We start from the raw sequence: 15,067 nt of genomic DNA, 5'->3' as shown, positions 1-15,067 counted from the left end.
CAAGGAACTGGTGGCGGGCACGACTCTCTATCTGCCCATTCATGTGGACGGCGCCCTGTTCTCGGTCGGCGACGGCCATGGCGTCCAGGGCGACGGCGAGGTCTGCGTCACGGCCATCGAGACCGGCCTCATCGGCACCTTTGAGCTGCATCTGCGTGAGGACATGCATCTCACCTGGCCCATGGCCGAGACGCCGACGCACGTCATGACAATGGCGTTCGATCCTGATCTCGACGATTGCGTGGTCATCGCTCTGCGCAGCATGATCGACCTGATCGTTGCCCGCACCGGCATCACCAAGGCGGAGGCTTACGCCCTGTGCAGCCTCGCGGCCGACCTGCGCATCACCCAGGTGGTCAACGGCAACAAGGGCGTCCACGTGATGCTCGACAAGAGCCTGCTGCAGAAGGCGCAGCGCTAAACCTTTTCCGGCGGCGGCTCATCACCGAAGATCGAGCGGCCGACGTAAGCATGCGATTTAGCCCGTTCCTGCCTGATGTGATCCTCCACATCAGGACCGCTGGCACGGCGCTCGAGCTGACGGGCCTGATCGTCCAGGCGCTTGAGCGCAAAGAGCTCCTCCTGCTGACCGAGCTTCGCCTTCTGCACGGCTGATTTCAGCACGCGGATGGTCTCGTCATAGACCCGCACCGGCACGGGATACGGGTGCCGGTCCTTGCCGCCATGGGCGAAGGAGAAGCGGGCCGGATCGCTGAAGCGGCAGGGCGTGCCGTGCACGACCTCCGCCACCATGGCGAGCGCCTCGACGGTGCGCGGACCGACGCCCGGGGTCATCAGCAAATCGGGAAAATCGGTCGGTCCGCGATCCGCCGCTGCCGCGAGGGTTCCGTGGAGCCGGCGCAGCACCACGTCCTTTGGTCGAACATCGTGATGCTCGGGCATCACCAGATGCGGCAGCAGGGGCTGCGGGCTCGCGGCTGGCGCCGTTTCACGCTCTTCGAGCGCCAGGAACTTGCGGGCGATGGTGTCAGGTCCGAGCGAACTCAAGAGATCGATCTGCGCCTTGCGCGAAGCCGCCGCCCGCCGGTCCGTTAGGTTGACGATGGTGCCCTGCCCTTTGCCGTCGATTGCCGTATGCGGCTCTTCGACGAAGCTCCTCAAATCCTCGGACAGCCAGTGATAGCGGCGTGCCAGCCGGGAGGCATCGTTCATCCCCTGCTGGACCACGGCCCATTTGCCGTCGTCCGTGACGATGAAGCCATGCAGATACAGATCGAACCCGTCCTGGATCGCCGCGCTGTCGACCTTCGCCACGAGACGGCTGGCATTCGCAAGCGTCGCGCCGTCGAAGCCGACGCGCTCGCCTATGGCGACCAACTCATGCGGCGTCTGCCGCGAGTGCTTTCCGCGCCCGCCGCAGACATGGATGCCGAGCTCCTTCGAGAGCGGCGTGAGCCCACGCTTCAAAGCGCCGATGACGCTGGTGGTGATGCCCGAGGAATGCCAGTCCATGCCCATCACGGCGCCGAAGGATTGGAACCAGAACGGGTGCGCCAGCCGGCGCAGCAGCTCGTCGCGCCCGTAATGGTGCACGATGGCCTCAGACACCACGCCGCCGAGACGCGTCATGCGGTCCGCCAGCCATTTCGGCACATGGCCGGAATGGAGCGGCAGATCGGCGCTTCCGGCGCGCTTGGCCATCGGGCGGGGGCTCCTCAAAGCTTGTCTTGAGCTGCAGACTTCATGCCATGAACCAAAGCGGTGAACTACAGCGCAAGAAAAAGGCGCCCGAAGGCGCCTTAAACTGTCTTAGCGGCGGCGGGGGCTCTTTTCGAGCCAAGCCACCTGGGCACCATCCCCGCGGCGTCCTTCTGAACGCTGCCCGGCAGGCTTTCCCTGTGCGGGGCGTTGACCCTGCGCAGGCCGTTGGCCCTGAGCCGGACGCTGGCCCTGCGCGGGACGCTGCTGGTTCCCTGTCGACTGGCCGCCCTGCGGCTGGCCGTTGCCTGCAGGCTTTCCGCCGCGACCGCGACGGCGCTTCGGCCCCCGGTCGGCATTCGGATCGGCGCTGCGCGGCTGGCCATGGCCCTGATGCCCGCGGGCATGAGGAGCTGCGCGGCCCCGCGGCTGACCGTTGCGCCCGGACTGCTCGCGGCGCGGCTCGGACGACTCCGACACGGCGGAAGCGGCCGGAAGACCCTCGGGGAGCGGCATGACCGGCACCTTCAGGCGGGTCAGCTTCTCGATGTCCTTCAGGAATGCCTTTTCCTCGTCGTTGCAGAACGAGATGGCGGAACCCGTAGCACCCGCGCGGGCCGTGCGGCCGATGCGGTGGACGTAGGATTCCGGCACGTTCGGCAGGTCGTAGTTGATGACGTGGGACACGCCCTCGACGTCGATGCCGCGGGCCGCGATGTCGGTGGCCACCAGCACGCGGCACGAGCCGTCACGGAAGCCCGCAAGCGCACGCTCTCGCTGCGGCTGGGACTTGTTGCCGTGAATGGCGGCTCCCGCGATGCCGGCCTTGTCGAGGCCGCGCACCACCTTGTCCGCCCCGTGCTTGGTGCGGGTGAAGACGAGGACGCGGTCGATGCTTGGGTCGCGTAGGAGCGTCTCGAGCAGAACCTGCTTGCGGCCGGTCTGCACGAAGATCACGCTCTGCTCCACGCGCTCGGCGGTGGTCGCCACCGGGGTGACGGCCACATGAGCCGGATTGCGCAGGAAGGACTCGGCCAGGGTCGAGATCGTCTTCGGCATGGTGGCCGAGAAGAACAGGCTCTGGCGCTCCTTCGGCAGCAGGGTCACGATGCGCCTGAGCGCATGAATGAAGCCGAGATCGAGCATCTGATCGGCCTCGTCGAGGACGAGGATCTCAATCTCGCGCAAGGACAGCGCCCTGCGGTCGATGAGGTCGATCAGGCGGCCGGGAGTGGCGACGAGCACGTCGACGCCATTGGCCAGCGCCTTCTCCTGGCGGGAGATGGTGACGCCGCCGAACACCACCTCGGTGGTGAGACGCAGGTTGCGGCCATAGACCTTGAAGCTGTCGGCGATCTGGCTCGCCAGCTCACGGGTCGGGCTGAGCACGAGCACGCGGGGGCTCTTGGCACGGCGCGGCTTCGGGGTCTCGGACAGGCGATGCAGGATCGGCAACGCGAAGGCGGCCGTCTTGCCGGTGCCGGTCTGGGCGATGCCGCAGACGTCGCGGCCTTCCATGGCATAGGGAATGGTCTGGGCCTGGATCGGGGTGGGCTTCTCATAGCCCTCGGTCGCAAGCGCCTTCAGGATCGGCTGGGCCAATCCGAAATCGGTAAAGAGTGTCAAAGCAGGTGTCTTTCGAACGGATGCGGTGAGCCGGAAAGCAGGTTCGGCTTCATAAAGCAAAGGCGCTTCAGGGCTCTTTAGGAAACAGCCCGCGTGATGGGGCCGTCTTATGATGGAGCGATTGAAGAAGGGAACCGGGGTCTTCGCTCATGCGAATATCCGTCACGCAGTCCCGCTCAAGCGGCCCGGTATGCCGGTCGCCGTCGCCTGTTGTGCATATGGGGGCTGAAAACCTATCCGTCAACCGCAAGGCCTGACATAAAGCAAGAATGTCACCCTCCGGCTCCATGCCCTGGCGTATCGTCTCGGTTCTCTCGATCACGCATCTGATCTCCTACGGGACGCTGTTCTATGCCTTCGCGCTCCTCATCGAGCCCATGGAGCGGGATCTCGGATGGTCGAAGACGGCCCTGACCGCCGCCTTCTCGCTCGCCCTCATATCCTCCGCGTTCTTCGCCGTGCCGGTCGGGCGGCTGATCGACCAGGGCTACGGGCGGGCCGTGATGACCGGGGGCTCGGTGCTGGCCGCCTTCCTCCTCGTCCTCTGGGCCTATACGGACAGCTACCCGGTCTTCGTCCTGATATGGGTCGGCCTGGGCGCCGCCACGAGCGCCCTGTTCTACGAGGCGGGCTTTGCGGTCCTCGCCTTGAACCTCGGCCTTTTGGCCCGCCGGGGCATCACCATCATCACCCTCGTGGCCGGCTTCGCCAGCACGGTGTTCATCCCGCTCCTTCACATGCTCATCGACCGCTATGGCTGGCGCGATACGATCCTCGTGATGGCAGCACTGAATATCGGGATCTGCGCGGCGTTGCATGCCTTCGGCATTCCTGCCGCTCCGGCCAAGCCAAGGCACGCCGGCGAAAACCGCACGAGCCTTCTCCCCGCCTCGAACCCGCGCCGGGTTCTCGCCAAGCCCGCCTTCTGGCTCTTCGTGATCACCAGCGTTCTCCAGGGGATCATCTCGGTCGGGATTCCCGTCCACCTGATCCCGATCCTCCTCGAGCGGGGATTTTCCATCGAGGCGGCTGTCGCCGCATACACGGTGATCGGGCCGGCCCAGGTGGCTGCGCGGTTCCTGACCGGCTTCGGAGAGCGGGCCATGAGCCTGAAGGGAATCGGGGTGGTGACCATGGCCCTGAGCGCCCTCGGCTTCCTGCTGCTGCCCTTCATTCCGGCCGGGTCCTGGCTGATCCTCGTCTTCGCAGGACTTTATGGCGCCTCCAACGGAATGCTGACGATCGTCAGGGCCCTGCTTCCGCCCGAGTTGTTCGGGCGTGAGGATTACGGAGCCATCCAGGGCATGATCGCCATGCCGGTCCGAGTCACCATGGCCATTGCGCCCTTTGCCTTTGGTGCCCTCTGGGCCTGGTGGGGCAGCTATGATGCCGTGTTGGTTCTCTGCCTCGGCATGGCCGTGTGTTCCCTGGTGGCTTTCGTGCTAAACTTGGCCTTTGCGAAGGAGCCTTGAACAAGTTCAAGAATTGTCTTGCCTAAGGCGGCTAAAGAAACCATGTGCAGGACACCGGGATAGCCCGGATTGAAGGAAAGACGCATTCCGTGACGACAGTGACCGATCTTCTGATTGTAGGCGGCGGCATCAACGGCGCCGGCATCGCGCGCGATGCCGTGGGCCGGGGCCTTTCGGTGGTGCTCTGCGAGCAGGGCGATCTCGCCGGCTACACCTCCTCAGCCTCCACGAAGCTGATCCACGGCGGACTGCGCTACCTTGAGTATTACGAGTTCCGGCTGGTTCGGGAGGCCCTGTTCGAACGCGAGCGGCTGCTGGAATCCGCCCCGCATATCATCTGGCCCCTGCGCTTCATCCTGCCGCATGAGAAGGGCATCCGCCCGGCCTGGTTCGTGCGCCTGGGCCTGTTCATGTATGACCATCTCGCCCCGCGCAAGAAGCTGCCGGGAACGGAAGGCATCAAGCTCACCCGGCACCCTGCCGGCCAAGCCTTGAAGCCCGGCTTCGACACCGCCTTCGTCTATTCCGACTGCTGGGTCGAGGACAGCCGCATGGTGGCGCTCAATGCGCTGGATGCCTTCGAAAAGGGCGCCGACATCCGCGTGCGCACCAAGCTCACCTCCGCCCGCCGCGACGGCCAGACCTGGGTCGCCACCCTCCAGAACGTGGAGACCGGCGACACGGAAGAGGTTCGCGCCAAGGTGATCGTCAATGCGGGCGGCCCCTTCGTGGCCGATGTGCTCAACGCCAAGCTCGGGCTGAACACCACCAAGAACGTGCGCCTCGTGAAGGGCAGCCACATCGTGGTGCCGAAGCTCTTCGACACCAAGGAAGCCTTCATTCTCCAGAATACGGACAAGCGCATCGTCTTCGCCATTCCATACCAGGAGAAGTTCACCCTCGTGGGCACCACCGATATTCCCGTGGAGTCGGTGCCGGACAAGAAGGTCGAGATCACTCCGGACGAGGTCCGGTATCTCTGCAACGTGGTGAACCACTTCTTCAAGCGCGAGGTCACGCCGGCCGAAGTGGTGTGGACCTATTCCGGCGTACGCCCGCTCTTCGACGACGGCTCCACCAACGCCTCGGCCGTGACCCGCGACTACGTGTTCGACATGGACGCACCCCAGGGGCAGGCGCCGGTGCTGTCGATCTTCGGCGGCAAGATCACCACGTTCCGCAAGCTCTCCGAGCATGCTCTCGAGGAGCTGAAATCCTACTTCTCCAACATGAAGCCGTCCTGGACCGAGAAGGCCAAGATGCCTGGCGGCGACATGCCGGACGCGGACTTCGACCGCTTCTTCGCCACCGTGCGCCAGCGCTGGCCCTTCCTGCCCGAGCAGATCGCCCATCGCCTTGCCCGCGCCTACGGCACGCGGATCGAGGAGCTTCTGGGCTCCGCCAAATCCATGGCCGATCTCGGCGAGGATTTCGGCGCCGGTCTGATGGCTGCGGAAGTCGACTACCTGGTTCGCCGCGAATGGGCACGCACCGCCGAGGACATCCTCTGGCGCCGCTCCAAGCTCGGGCTGCATGTGCCGGTTGACGCTCCGGCCAAGATCGATGCCTACTTGGCCAGGACCAAAGCGGCCGCCGTCGCGGCTCAATAAACTTCGGGGCAAATTCGGGGAACGTCATGGCTCAATACGTCGGTGCCATCGATCAGGGCACGACCAGCTCGCGCTTCATCGTGTTCGACAAGGCTGGGAGCATCGTCTCGGTCGGACAGAAAGAGCACGAGCAGATCTACCCTAAGCCCGGCTACGTGGAGCACGATCCGCTCGAGATCTGGCGCAACACGCAAGCGGTGATCCAGGAGGCCCTGGCCAAGAAAGGGTTATCGCCCCGCGATCTCGCCGCCATCGGCATCACCAACCAGCGCGAGACGACGCTGATCTGGGACAGGCGCACCGGCAAGCCCCTCCACAACGCCCTCGTCTGGCAGGACACCCGCGTCGATCCGATCGTCGAGGAGTTCGCCCGCGACGGCGGCAACGACCGCCTGCGCGACAAGACGGGCCTGCCGCTGGCGAGCTACTTCTCCGGGCTCAAGCTGCGCTGGCTCCTCGACAACGTGCCCGGCGCCCGGCAGAAAGCCGCGGCCGGCGACGTGCTGTTCGGCAATATCGATACCTGGCTGGTCTGGAACCTGACCGGCGGCGTCAACGGCGGCTGCCACATCACCGACGTGACCAATGCCAGCCGCACGCAGCTCATGAATCTGCGAACCCTCGACTGGGACGAGAAGATCCTGCGCCTCTTCGACATTCCGCGGGCCTGCCTGCCGCAGGTCCGCTCGTCGAGCGAGGTCTATGGCGAGGCCACCGACAATCTTGCCGGCGTGCCGATTGCCGGCATTCTCGGCGACCAGCAGGCGGCGCTCGTGGGGCAGGCGTGCTTTCAGCAGGGCGAGGCCAAGAACACCTACGGCACCGGCTGCTTCATGCTGATGAACACCGGCGAGACCCCCTACCCGTCCAAATGCGGTCTCCTCACCACGGTGGGCTACCGTTTCGGCCAGGGAAAGACGGTCTATGCCCTGGAGGGCTCCATCGCGATTGCCGGCGCCCTGGTGCAGTGGCTTCGTGACAATCTCGGGATGATCGAGAAGAGCCCCGATATCGAGACCCTCGCCCGCAGCGTCGAGGACAATGGCGGCGTGACCATCGTGCCGGCTTTCTCCGGCCTCTACGCGCCGCACTGGAACTCCCATGCCCGCGGCCTCATCGGGGGCCTGACGCGCTACGCCACCAAGGCTCACATCGCCCGTGCCGCACTGGAGGCCACGGCCTTCCAGACCCGCGAAGTGCTGGACGCAATGACCAAGGACACCGGCATCACGGCCACGGAGCTGCGCACGGACGGAGGCATGGTGGTCAACGAGCTGCTGATGCAGTTCCAGGCGGACATCCTCGATGTGCCGGTGGTGCGCCCGAAGGTAATCGAGACCACGGCTCTCGGTGCCGCCTATGCGGCCGGCCTGGCCACAGGCTTCTGGAGCGGGACCGACGAGCTGGTGCGCAACTGGGCCGTGGACAAGCGCTGGACGCCGGCCATGGAGGCCCCGCGCCGCACGCACCTGAATGCCCTTTGGGACAAGGCCGTGTCCCGCTCCCTCGACTGGGCGGACTGATTCAGAGGCGTGAATCCTCCACGGCATGGCCGGTCTTGTGCCGGCCATGCCGGTCAGACAAGCGCAGCGCCTCACAAATCGAGATCACCGGCACAAGGCCGGTGATGACATGGGGAGCGATGCGCGGACCCGGCCGATCACGCGTCCGGCAGCGCAGCCTGGATCTTCGAGGCTAAACCCGCCAGCACGTCCGGCTTCTCCATCTGGCCCGTGTGGGGCTTCAGCGCCACGCCGTCGAAGCGGGGAATGACGTGGAAGTGGATGTGGAAGACCACCTGCCCGCCCGCGCTCTCATTGAACTGCTGGATCGTCAGGCCATCGGCCGACAGTGCAGCCTTGGCCGCCTTGCTGACGACCTGCACGGCCTTGGCGAGTTCCGCGAGGTCGCCCGGTTCGATATCGAGGAGGTTGCGCGCTTTCGCCTTGGGGATGACCAGGACATGCCCGTCGCCGCGGGGCATGACATCCATGAAGGCCAGGACGCGATCCGTCTCGTAGACCTTGTGACACGGCAGCTCGCCGCGAAGGATCTTTGCGAACACGTTGTTGTCGTCGTAGGTCATCCTGATCTCTGTCCTCCACCGTTTCCACAAGAGCGCCCTAGCACTGCGCCTTCCCTTATACCGATGTGGGCCACCCGAGCACCACTGCCTCTGTGCCTCTTGCAGAGAACGAACGTGTGATTCCGGCTCATCTGAATTCAGAACCCGATTTCAGCCCGAACATTCGATCTTCTATGACTTACCTTCAATAGGCCATCTATTGGCAAATATAGACGCCATTCCTCACCTGTATCGAGGTAAGTACCTTCTTGGCTCTTATTCCTACCGACAAGATGTTGCCTTGTTTCCTCAAGTCAAACGTTTGCCTTAAGTGCGTCAATTCGTGAGGCCTGAATAATTTCGTAAAATTTTTTGCAAAGGTTCGCCCTTTCTCACCGGAACCATCGATTCCGCGAGCGGTTGATGAAGCACGAACACCACTCGATTAGGAGGCATAAATGGCAGGTGGTTCGACCTCGAAGCGTGGCTTCGCGTCGATGGATTCCGACCGGCAGCGTGAAATCGCCAGCAAGGGCGGCAAGAGCGTTCCCGCCGAGAAGCGGTCCTTCTCTCAGGACCGTGAACTCGCCTCGGAAGCTGGCCGCAAAGGCGGTCAGGCCTCGGGCAATACCCGCGGCAACCAGGAATAACGCTCTTATCAGCTGAAATCATCAAAGGGGCCGCTCAGCGGCCCCTTTACTTTATCCCGATGCAGTAAAACCAATATTGTTAGTGTCTGAAGTTGAATTCGGCGCGCGTCAGGGCGGTTTCCACTTGCACCTCCTCGAGTGCTCCAACGCCCATGATGGCCCGGAACTCGGGAAGGTCCGGGACGTCGAACGCCACAGCACCGAGATCCATCTGCCGCACGAGATCTCCTGCCAGGGCCGACATGAAATCGAGCGACACGATGTCCAGATGACGGGCCGCTTCGAGAGCCACCGCCGAAGAGGGATCCCGTGACGCGCCGATCAGCGTCAGAAGAGAATATTCATCCAGGCTTCCATGCCTGGACCCCACCGGCCTATGGATGAAGGGACGTCCGCGCTGCCTGGTCAGAGCAAAGGCGAGAAGGAGCGCTTCCGAGACGATCCCCTTTGCAGTTTCCGGCTGAGTGTAGGTTGCCAGCGCCTGTTCGGGGCCATCGAGCATGGCAAGGTCGTATTGATCCTCAAGACGGTTCAGGGAGCGAAAGACATCGATGACCGGAACTGTGCTCGGATGGAGCAGAACCGCCACGGGATGGCCTGCGGACGGAAATGGCAATGCTTCAACCATGAAAGGAAACCTTGAACTATGGGCTGCTCAGACGATGGAGCTCACCCCGGCCGGCACCACATGCGGCCACGCGGGAACGACGAGATGGCGCCTCAGCATCAGGGGGCAGGTCACCTCGTCCTGGTGGCAGACAGGGATCATGCCGCTCAGCATGGAGGCCACTGAAGGCTGGTCCCTGGAAGGAGAACTCGAGGTCAGCCTGGAGAACTCATCAGCCAGTTCCTCCTGGCATAAAACGGCATCCAGCTCATTCGCTGCAGTCATGGCTTCCTCCGCATCTTGCTAACGGCAACGTATGCCCCACACCCAGGTTCCTTGTGCGTCAACGAGTCCGGATTGTTCGGCAGGTACCGGTGAATGGGAGCGGAGGAAGTTTTCGAAAATTCTCTGGAACCAGACCGCGCGAGGTCCGTTAGGATGATAACCGGTCCGAATGCCCCCTTGGACTGGCACCTTTAAGGCGCAGCTTCATGGCTGCGCCTTTTATTTTGCCCCAAGAGCCTGCCGCACTTGCCTGGATGTGAAAACGGCGCCTGGGTTGCCCCAAGCGCCGCAGAGTCCCTCAATGAGGCAGCAGATTACTGCTTCGGAGCCGTCGAGGTGCCCGACTGCCCGGCAGAACCGGTGGTCGAGTTGTTGGCGTTGCCGCCATCCTGATCGAAGGCAGGAGCAGCCTGGAGTTGATCCTTGGTCATGCGCAGAACCACGCGCTCGGGCTGGTTCTGGTTGCTCGAGGAATTGCTGGCCGTCGTATTGGCCGAGCCAGCCGTGCCAGAGCCAGTCGTGGCGGTGTTGCCCATCGTGGCGCCGCCGGTCGTGGTCGAGCCCGTCGTCGCGACGTTGTTGTTGCCACCGCCGCTGTTGCTGTTCATGGCCTGGGCCTGCTGGGCGTTCATGAACTCAAGAGAATTGAACGGAACGGCCACATCCTTCTCACCGATGCCAAGGAAGCCGCCGACACCAACCACAGCCGCCATGATCTGACCGTTGCGGTCCATGATGACGTCATTGATGTCGCCGATCGATTCGTTGTTGGCGCCGACCACCCGGGTGCCGATCAGATCGGAGGCCATGACATGGTTCGATTCCATCTTGGTGATGAACTGACCCTGCATGCCGCCGCTCTGGCTCATGGTCGACGAGGACTGGCTCATCGTCGTTGACGACCCGGAGGCGCCGGGCTGCATGGCCGGCGAACCGGTCGAGGTGGTGCCGGTGCCGGACGCGGCCGGACGATCGGTCGGAGCCGAGGGCGAGGTGGTGGAGGTCTGTGCAAGGGCGGGCGCAGCCGCGAAAGCCGTCACTACAAGGCAAGCTGCCATATGCTTCTTCAGCATTGCTTATTTCTCCTGAGGGTACATTAAATCGCGTTAAGCGCCAAAGTGCGCGGGGGTTAAACGCCCGGCATGAGCAACCGTTCCGAACATTGTCTTATTCAAGGCAATGTGAATGGCCTGCTCAACATTCCATCCGACTGTGAATACTTAATAATATTTTTTACACCAACGAATTTGCTCTGCCGCGTCTCACGGACGAGCAGCAACACTCAGTCTAACAATGGGAACCTTCGCGACGGCAACCGGTTCCCGGGCAGTCTTGGCCACTGATATGCATGAGGACCATTTCGCTCTCACACGATGCTTGCTTCATGGAGCGAGACGCCTGCGTGGTCCGGGCGCCTCACGACCTCTCACAGATGTCAGGATAGCGACTGCTGAAGGAAGGCCAGGCAGAGGCTCGGCATCCTGTCGGCACTTGCCTTGACGAGAGGGCTGACATCGCCGAGGCAACCGACCGGCTTGCGCACTTTCTGCTTCTGCTCGCTGGGGGCCTCATTACCTTCGCGCCGGTTGGCGGGGTGCTGGGCTGCAGGAGCCTGCATGTCTTCCTTGAGGGTGACCACCGGCAGATCCGTATCGCGAGCGTAGATGGTGCTGCCCGCTTGCGGATCTGACTTGTACAGCACCTTCCCGTCTCGGTCGCGAAGGATCACTGTCGCCTGGGCCACACCAACGAGTTCGACGATCGACACGGTCGCCGGATTTGCGCTTGGGACCGGGGCCATCATACGATCCCCTTTGGCCGAAGCGTTCATGCGCTGGGGCAGCGCAGCGTCGGACAGGACTTCGGATTGCGCCTCGTGAGACATATTGAAGGATGCGGGAACGAAGCTTCCTGCAACGAAGAAAATTCCAGCTAGTCCCACAAGTGCCACGGGGATACGGAACATCCCTCTCTCCTGCTCTTCAACCTCGACGTTTCAAAAAATTAACGCGACCATATCTTTGATGTTCCTGCATCCTTACGTAGGAGAGAAGAATAAAAAGAGGGATAAAAACCCTGGAACCTTTGTTTTCGATAGGGCGTTCTTTAGGTACCGGCCTCCTGGTCCTCCCCGCATTCCCCTTGTGCATTGGCCGGCACCTTAGACGGGCTTTTGAGCCCGTCTTTTTTTGTGCCCAATACATCCGCACAAAAGAATAGCCCGGCCTTTAAGCCGGGCTATTACTATTCAGACTGTTATCCGTTTGTTTTCAGGCCGTCGCTGCGCGAGCCTCGCGCCGCCGCGCGCTCTGCTGGAAGAACAGGGCCTGGCTGATGACGGCGGAGACGTTTGCCGGCTGGAACGGCTTGGCGATCAGGAAGGCCGGCTCAGGGCGTTCACCCGTGAGGAACCGCTCCGGATAGGCCGTGATGAAGATGACCGGAACCTCGAAGGACTTGAGGAGGTCGTTCACCGCATCGAGGCCGGAGCTTCCGTCCGCCAGCTGGATATCCGCCAGGATCAAGCCGGGCTGCTTGGCAGCGGCCAGCTTGACGGCCTCCGTCCGCGTGCGGGCGACGCCGGTGACGTTGTGGCCCAAGCCTTCGACAAGAGCTTCGAGATCCATGGCGATCAGAGGCTCGTCCTCGATGATGAGGATGTCGGTCGCCATATCGGCTGCGAGTTCACGGCCCGCTTCGTCGACGAGGTCACGCACGGTTCGTGTGTCGACATCGAGGATCTGGCCGACTTCCTCTTCTCCGAAGCCTTCGAGGCAGGAGAGAAGGAAAGCCTGACGGGGAAGAGGTGTGATCTGCCCGAGCCGAACCTCAGCCGGGAGGTCGCGCTGGATCTGCTCGCTCCGGCCGTTCACCGACAGGGAGTTCCAGATCCGGGTGAACACCTGGAAAAGCTCGACCTTCACGTTCCCGGAAGGGCCGATGGTCTCAGGCTCGCTCACAAGCGTCTCGAGGGTGGCCGCCACATAGGCGTCCCCGGCCATCTGGCTCCCTGTAAGAGCGCGCGCGTAGCGGCGAAGATATGGTAAGTGCTGGACGACAAGCTGGGCTGTCGACATTCGCTTCCCCTTAACTGTGCTTTTGACTCGTTGTACCGATGGTTCGTTCAACGCGGCAAAGCTGCAAAAGTTCCGCTGCATGGAACCGGGTGCAGCAATGAGCGTTATTGCTCGAAAACGAATATATGGATACTGCCAAGGTTGGCTACCCCGGATAAACGAGGGGTGGCAAGGGGAAGAATATGACGGTTGATAAGGGGAACAAGCTCGCCCGGGCCAGTCTCGACAATGGCTCCGGCGGAAAGCTTGCAACCGATCCTAAACTCGACAGCGGCAGCCAGAAACGGATCGGCGACCAACTCCGCGCCATGTACGACGAGCTCATGCAGCAGCCCGTCCCGGATCGTTTCAGAGACTTGCTCGACCAGCTGGACAAGAATGGGCAAAAGGGCGGGTCTCAATGACCCTAGAGCCGGAGCCCGAGTTACGGGAGGCTCTTCTCGCGGCGGTCCCTAGCCTCCGCGCCTTCGCCATCTCACTCTCGGGCCAGGTCGACAGGGCCGATGACCTCGTTCAGGACACCCTCCTCCGAGCCCTCTCCAATCTGCATCGGTTCGAACCCGGCACGAACCTGAACGCATGGCTCTTCACGATCCTGCGCAATCTCTTCCACTCCGAGTACAGAAAGCGGCGCCGCGAGGTCGAGGATCCCGACGGATCCTACGCCGGCCGGTTGAAGGTTCAGCCCGGGCAGGGCTCTCACCTGGATTTCGAAGACTTTCGCAGCGCCCTCTCCCAACTCCCCTCCGACCAGCGTGAAGCCCTCCTTCTGGTGGGAGCATCCGGCTTTTCCTATGAGGAAGCGGCGAGTATCTGCGGCTGTGCCGTCGGCACCATCAAGAGCCGCGTGAACCGGGCGCGCCTGCGTCTCGCTTCGCTCTTGAATGTCGACGACATCGACGATCTGGGCCCCGACAGCATGACCCGAGCAGCCCTGCAGGGCTGACGCATGGCACGCCGAGCACCCTGGAACGACAAACGCCGCCCCTGAGGAGCGGCGTTCGACGTCAGGTATGCCGAAGCGGCATCACATAGGGCTGCGTCCGCGCAGCAGTCCGATGACGGCGGAGATTGCGAACAGCACGATCGCAACGAAGAAAATCAGCTTGGCGATTTCAACGGCAGTGCCGGCAATGCCGCCGAAGCCGAACAGAGCTGCGACGAGTGCGATGATGAGAAAAGTGACTGCCCAACCGAGCATGGTGTTACCTCGCTAACATGACAATCGACTGTAAGCCGACGATGTTCAAACAACGCCAAGCGCGACTGTAAGGTTCCGCCTTTCGCCGTTCATCGGTTCTGTTCATCAGTCGTTCAAAAGTAATCTTCCAGGCTTTTGTTCACATGGAACTCGACTTCAGCCCACACGTTTTCCAGAACACTTGGGAGAGATGGCCAATGAATCGTTCGGTTGCCCTTCGTGCGCTTTTCATCTTTGCAGTTGCTACTGTCTTTGCAGCGATCACCGGCGTGGCCTCTCAGGTCGAGATCGCGGAAATTCTCTTTCTGATTGGCGGCTCTCTCTCGGCTGTCATGCTGCTCTTCGTTCTGATGACGCCGGCGCAAACTCCGGTTCCGGTGCGTGTGCGCCGCAGACGCTGATATCGTCAGCAGCGATCCAAAGAATTGGGCGGCTCTTGCGAGCCGCCCTTCTTGTTTTTAAGCCCGGTGGGATCTCCGCCGTTCGGGTGCAGGAGCAGCCGGTGATGGACAACGAATCCTCGAACGCCAGGAACAGGTAGGACGGCGCCACTTCACGTGGTTGGCCGGGGCGTCTCACAGGCGTGATGGCGCCGAACTGCTTCACCTTTCCGACCCGGAAGATCGAAGAAGCCGGCGGCGTCCAGATCGGTCCCAGCACCACGCCATTCACGCGAATGCCTCGCCGGCGAGCTTCTGCGCTAAGGACTAGAAGGATGCGGACCTGTTAGCCGCCATAGTGAAAGAGGCCGAGCCAAATGACGAAGCCCGCGTTGAAGCTCAACGCGGGCTCGGAAAGCGTGTTTCTGGCGATGC

At 62.6% G+C, this 15,067-nt stretch carries 18 protein-coding genes; 8 read left to right on the top strand and 10 right to left on the bottom strand.

What is annotated here, in order from left to right:
* Nucleotides 1–421, top strand: a 421-nt coding sequence (locus MA07_RS05490; protein ID WP_036347889.1) for an acetamidase/formamidase family protein, incomplete at its 5' end; no start/stop codon positions are given.
* On the opposite strand, the gene MA07_RS05485 is transcribed toward MA07_RS05490, so the two are convergent.
* Both MA07_RS05485 and MA07_RS05480 read right to left on the bottom strand, forming a co-directional pair.
* A complete protein-coding gene (locus tag MA07_RS05485) occupies nucleotides 418–1,662 on the bottom strand; it encodes a DUF763 domain-containing protein (RefSeq protein WP_036347888.1) in 1,245 nt (414 codons plus the stop codon). The genes MA07_RS05490 and MA07_RS05485 overlap by 4 nt on opposite strands.
* Nucleotides 1,663–1,770: 108 nt before the next feature.
* Nucleotides 1,771–3,285: a DEAD/DEAH box helicase gene (locus MA07_RS05480; protein WP_036347887.1), complete on the bottom strand. Its 1,515-nt coding sequence runs from the start codon at nucleotides 3,283–3,285 to the stop codon at nucleotides 1,771–1,773.
* Nucleotides 3,286–3,554: 269 nt separating this feature from the next.
* Here MA07_RS05480 and MA07_RS05475 point away from each other — a divergent pair, with 269 nt between their 5' ends.
* From MA07_RS05475 to glpK, 3 genes are all read left to right on the top strand, one after another.
* The gene (locus tag MA07_RS05475; protein ID WP_081928803.1) at nucleotides 3,555–4,757 is read left to right on the top strand and encodes an MFS transporter; all 1,203 of its coding nucleotides are present in this window, start codon (nucleotides 3,555–3,557) and stop codon (nucleotides 4,755–4,757) included.
* 89 nt (nucleotides 4,758–4,846) lie between these two features.
* Entirely contained in the window at nucleotides 4,847–6,367 is a 1,521-nt protein-coding gene (gene glpD, locus MA07_RS05470; RefSeq protein ID WP_036347886.1) for a glycerol-3-phosphate dehydrogenase, read from the top strand.
* A gap of 26 nt (nucleotides 6,368–6,393) precedes the next feature.
* The gene (gene glpK / locus MA07_RS05465; RefSeq protein ID WP_036347885.1) at nucleotides 6,394–7,890 is read left to right on the top strand and encodes a glycerol kinase GlpK; all 1,497 of its coding nucleotides are present in this window, start codon (nucleotides 6,394–6,396) and stop codon (nucleotides 7,888–7,890) included.
* 137 nt (nucleotides 7,891–8,027) lie between these two features.
* On the opposite strand, the gene MA07_RS05460 is transcribed toward glpK, so the two are convergent.
* Nucleotides 8,028–8,459: an HIT family protein gene (locus MA07_RS05460; RefSeq protein WP_152568745.1), complete on the bottom strand. Its 432-nt coding sequence runs from the start codon at nucleotides 8,457–8,459 to the stop codon at nucleotides 8,028–8,030.
* Between the two features lie 431 nt (nucleotides 8,460–8,890).
* Here MA07_RS05460 and MA07_RS05455 point away from each other — a divergent pair, with 431 nt between their 5' ends.
* The gene (locus tag MA07_RS05455; RefSeq protein ID WP_009494027.1) at nucleotides 8,891–9,082 is read left to right on the top strand and encodes a KGG domain-containing protein; all 192 of its coding nucleotides are present in this window, start codon (nucleotides 8,891–8,893) and stop codon (nucleotides 9,080–9,082) included.
* Between the two features lie 79 nt (nucleotides 9,083–9,161).
* On the opposite strand, the gene MA07_RS05450 is transcribed toward MA07_RS05455, so the two are convergent.
* The 5 genes from MA07_RS05450 to MA07_RS05425 all read right to left on the bottom strand — a co-directional run bounded on the left by MA07_RS05450 (nucleotide 9,162) and on the right by MA07_RS05425 (nucleotide 13,051).
* A complete protein-coding gene (locus MA07_RS05450; protein ID WP_152568744.1) occupies nucleotides 9,162–9,710 on the bottom strand; it encodes a hypothetical protein in 549 nt (182 codons plus the stop codon).
* A gap of 27 nt (nucleotides 9,711–9,737) precedes the next feature.
* A complete protein-coding gene (locus MA07_RS05445; RefSeq protein WP_036347882.1) occupies nucleotides 9,738–9,974 on the bottom strand; it encodes a hypothetical protein in 237 nt (78 codons plus the stop codon).
* 314 nt (nucleotides 9,975–10,288) lie between these two features.
* Entirely contained in the window at nucleotides 10,289–11,047 is a 759-nt protein-coding gene (locus MA07_RS05440) for a PRC-barrel domain-containing protein (protein WP_081928802.1), read from the bottom strand.
* A 362-nt stretch (nucleotides 11,048–11,409) separates the two neighbouring features.
* A complete protein-coding gene (locus MA07_RS05430) occupies nucleotides 11,410–11,940 on the bottom strand; it encodes a hypothetical protein (RefSeq protein WP_036347879.1) in 531 nt (176 codons plus the stop codon).
* 304 nt (nucleotides 11,941–12,244) lie between these two features.
* A complete protein-coding gene (locus MA07_RS05425; RefSeq protein ID WP_036347878.1) occupies nucleotides 12,245–13,051 on the bottom strand; it encodes a response regulator in 807 nt (268 codons plus the stop codon).
* A 182-nt stretch (nucleotides 13,052–13,233) separates the two neighbouring features.
* On the opposite strand from MA07_RS05425, the gene MA07_RS05420 reads away from it, so the two are divergent.
* Together MA07_RS05420 and MA07_RS05415 are read left to right on the top strand one after the other, a co-directional pair.
* Complete coding sequence (locus MA07_RS05420) at nucleotides 13,234–13,455, top strand: NepR family anti-sigma factor (RefSeq protein WP_036347877.1); 222 nt, start codon at nucleotides 13,234–13,236, stop codon at nucleotides 13,453–13,455.
* Nucleotides 13,452–13,997: a sigma-70 family RNA polymerase sigma factor gene (locus MA07_RS05415; protein ID WP_036347876.1), complete on the top strand. Its 546-nt coding sequence runs from the start codon at nucleotides 13,452–13,454 to the stop codon at nucleotides 13,995–13,997. The genes MA07_RS05420 and MA07_RS05415 overlap by 4 nt, the downstream gene beginning before the upstream one ends.
* Nucleotides 13,998–14,078: 81 nt before the next feature.
* On the opposite strand, the gene MA07_RS28675 is transcribed toward MA07_RS05415, so the two are convergent.
* Nucleotides 14,079–14,252 carry a DUF1328 domain-containing protein gene (locus MA07_RS28675; RefSeq protein WP_009494036.1) on the bottom strand — a complete coding sequence of 58 codons (174 nt, stop codon included), beginning with the start codon at nucleotides 14,250–14,252 and terminating at the stop codon, nucleotides 14,079–14,081.
* Between the two features lie 197 nt (nucleotides 14,253–14,449).
* On the opposite strand from MA07_RS28675, the gene MA07_RS05405 reads away from it, so the two are divergent.
* Nucleotides 14,450–14,653: a hypothetical protein gene (locus MA07_RS05405; RefSeq protein ID WP_036347875.1), complete on the top strand. Its 204-nt coding sequence runs from the start codon at nucleotides 14,450–14,452 to the stop codon at nucleotides 14,651–14,653.
* Here MA07_RS05405 and MA07_RS28670 read toward each other — a convergent pair.
* Nucleotides 14,583–14,912 carry a hypothetical protein gene (locus MA07_RS28670; protein WP_244445162.1) on the bottom strand — a complete coding sequence of 110 codons (330 nt, stop codon included), beginning with the start codon at nucleotides 14,910–14,912 and terminating at the stop codon, nucleotides 14,583–14,585. The two genes, MA07_RS05405 and MA07_RS28670, sit on opposite strands and share 71 nt — an antisense overlap.
* Nucleotides 14,913–15,067 lie beyond the last annotated feature (155 nt).

This window comes from Microvirga sp. BSC39 (genome assembly GCF_000739015.1).
Classification (GTDB): Bacteria; Pseudomonadota; Alphaproteobacteria; order Rhizobiales; family Beijerinckiaceae; genus Microvirga.
This window is presented reverse-complemented; position numbering and strand designations above follow the sequence as displayed.

Excerpts from the sequence above, each read along its gene's own strand:
- MA07_RS05485 (WP_036347888.1), bottom strand. The coding sequence starts at position 1,662 with ATGGCCAAGCGCGCCGGAAGCGCCGATCTGCCGCTCCATTCCGGCCAT.
- MA07_RS05440 (WP_081928802.1), bottom strand. The coding sequence starts at position 11,047 with ATGCTGAAGAAGCATATGGCAGCTTGCCTTGTAGTGACGGCTTTCGCG.
- MA07_RS05425 (WP_036347878.1), bottom strand. The coding sequence starts at position 13,051 with ATGTCGACAGCCCAGCTTGTCGTCCAGCACTTACCATATCTTCGCCGC.
- MA07_RS05475 (WP_081928803.1), top strand. The coding sequence starts at position 3,555 with ATGTCACCCTCCGGCTCCATGCCCTGGCGTATCGTCTCGGTTCTCTCG.
- MA07_RS05455 (WP_009494027.1), top strand. The coding sequence starts at position 8,891 with ATGGCAGGTGGTTCGACCTCGAAGCGTGGCTTCGCGTCGATGGATTCC.
- MA07_RS05420 (WP_036347877.1), top strand. The coding sequence starts at position 13,234 with ATGACGGTTGATAAGGGGAACAAGCTCGCCCGGGCCAGTCTCGACAAT.
- glpK (WP_036347885.1), top strand. The coding sequence starts at position 6,394 with ATGGCTCAATACGTCGGTGCCATCGATCAGGGCACGACCAGCTCGCGC.
- MA07_RS05445 (WP_036347882.1), bottom strand. The coding sequence starts at position 9,974 with ATGACTGCAGCGAATGAGCTGGATGCCGTTTTATGCCAGGAGGAACTG.
- MA07_RS05450 (WP_152568744.1), bottom strand. The coding sequence starts at position 9,710 with ATGGTTGAAGCATTGCCATTTCCGTCCGCAGGCCATCCCGTGGCGGTT.
- MA07_RS05405 (WP_036347875.1), top strand. The coding sequence starts at position 14,450 with ATGAATCGTTCGGTTGCCCTTCGTGCGCTTTTCATCTTTGCAGTTGCT.
- MA07_RS05415 (WP_036347876.1), top strand. The coding sequence starts at position 13,452 with ATGACCCTAGAGCCGGAGCCCGAGTTACGGGAGGCTCTTCTCGCGGCG.
- MA07_RS28675 (WP_009494036.1), bottom strand. The coding sequence starts at position 14,252 with ATGCTCGGTTGGGCAGTCACTTTTCTCATCATCGCACTCGTCGCAGCT.
- MA07_RS05430 (WP_036347879.1), bottom strand. The coding sequence starts at position 11,940 with ATGTTCCGTATCCCCGTGGCACTTGTGGGACTAGCTGGAATTTTCTTC.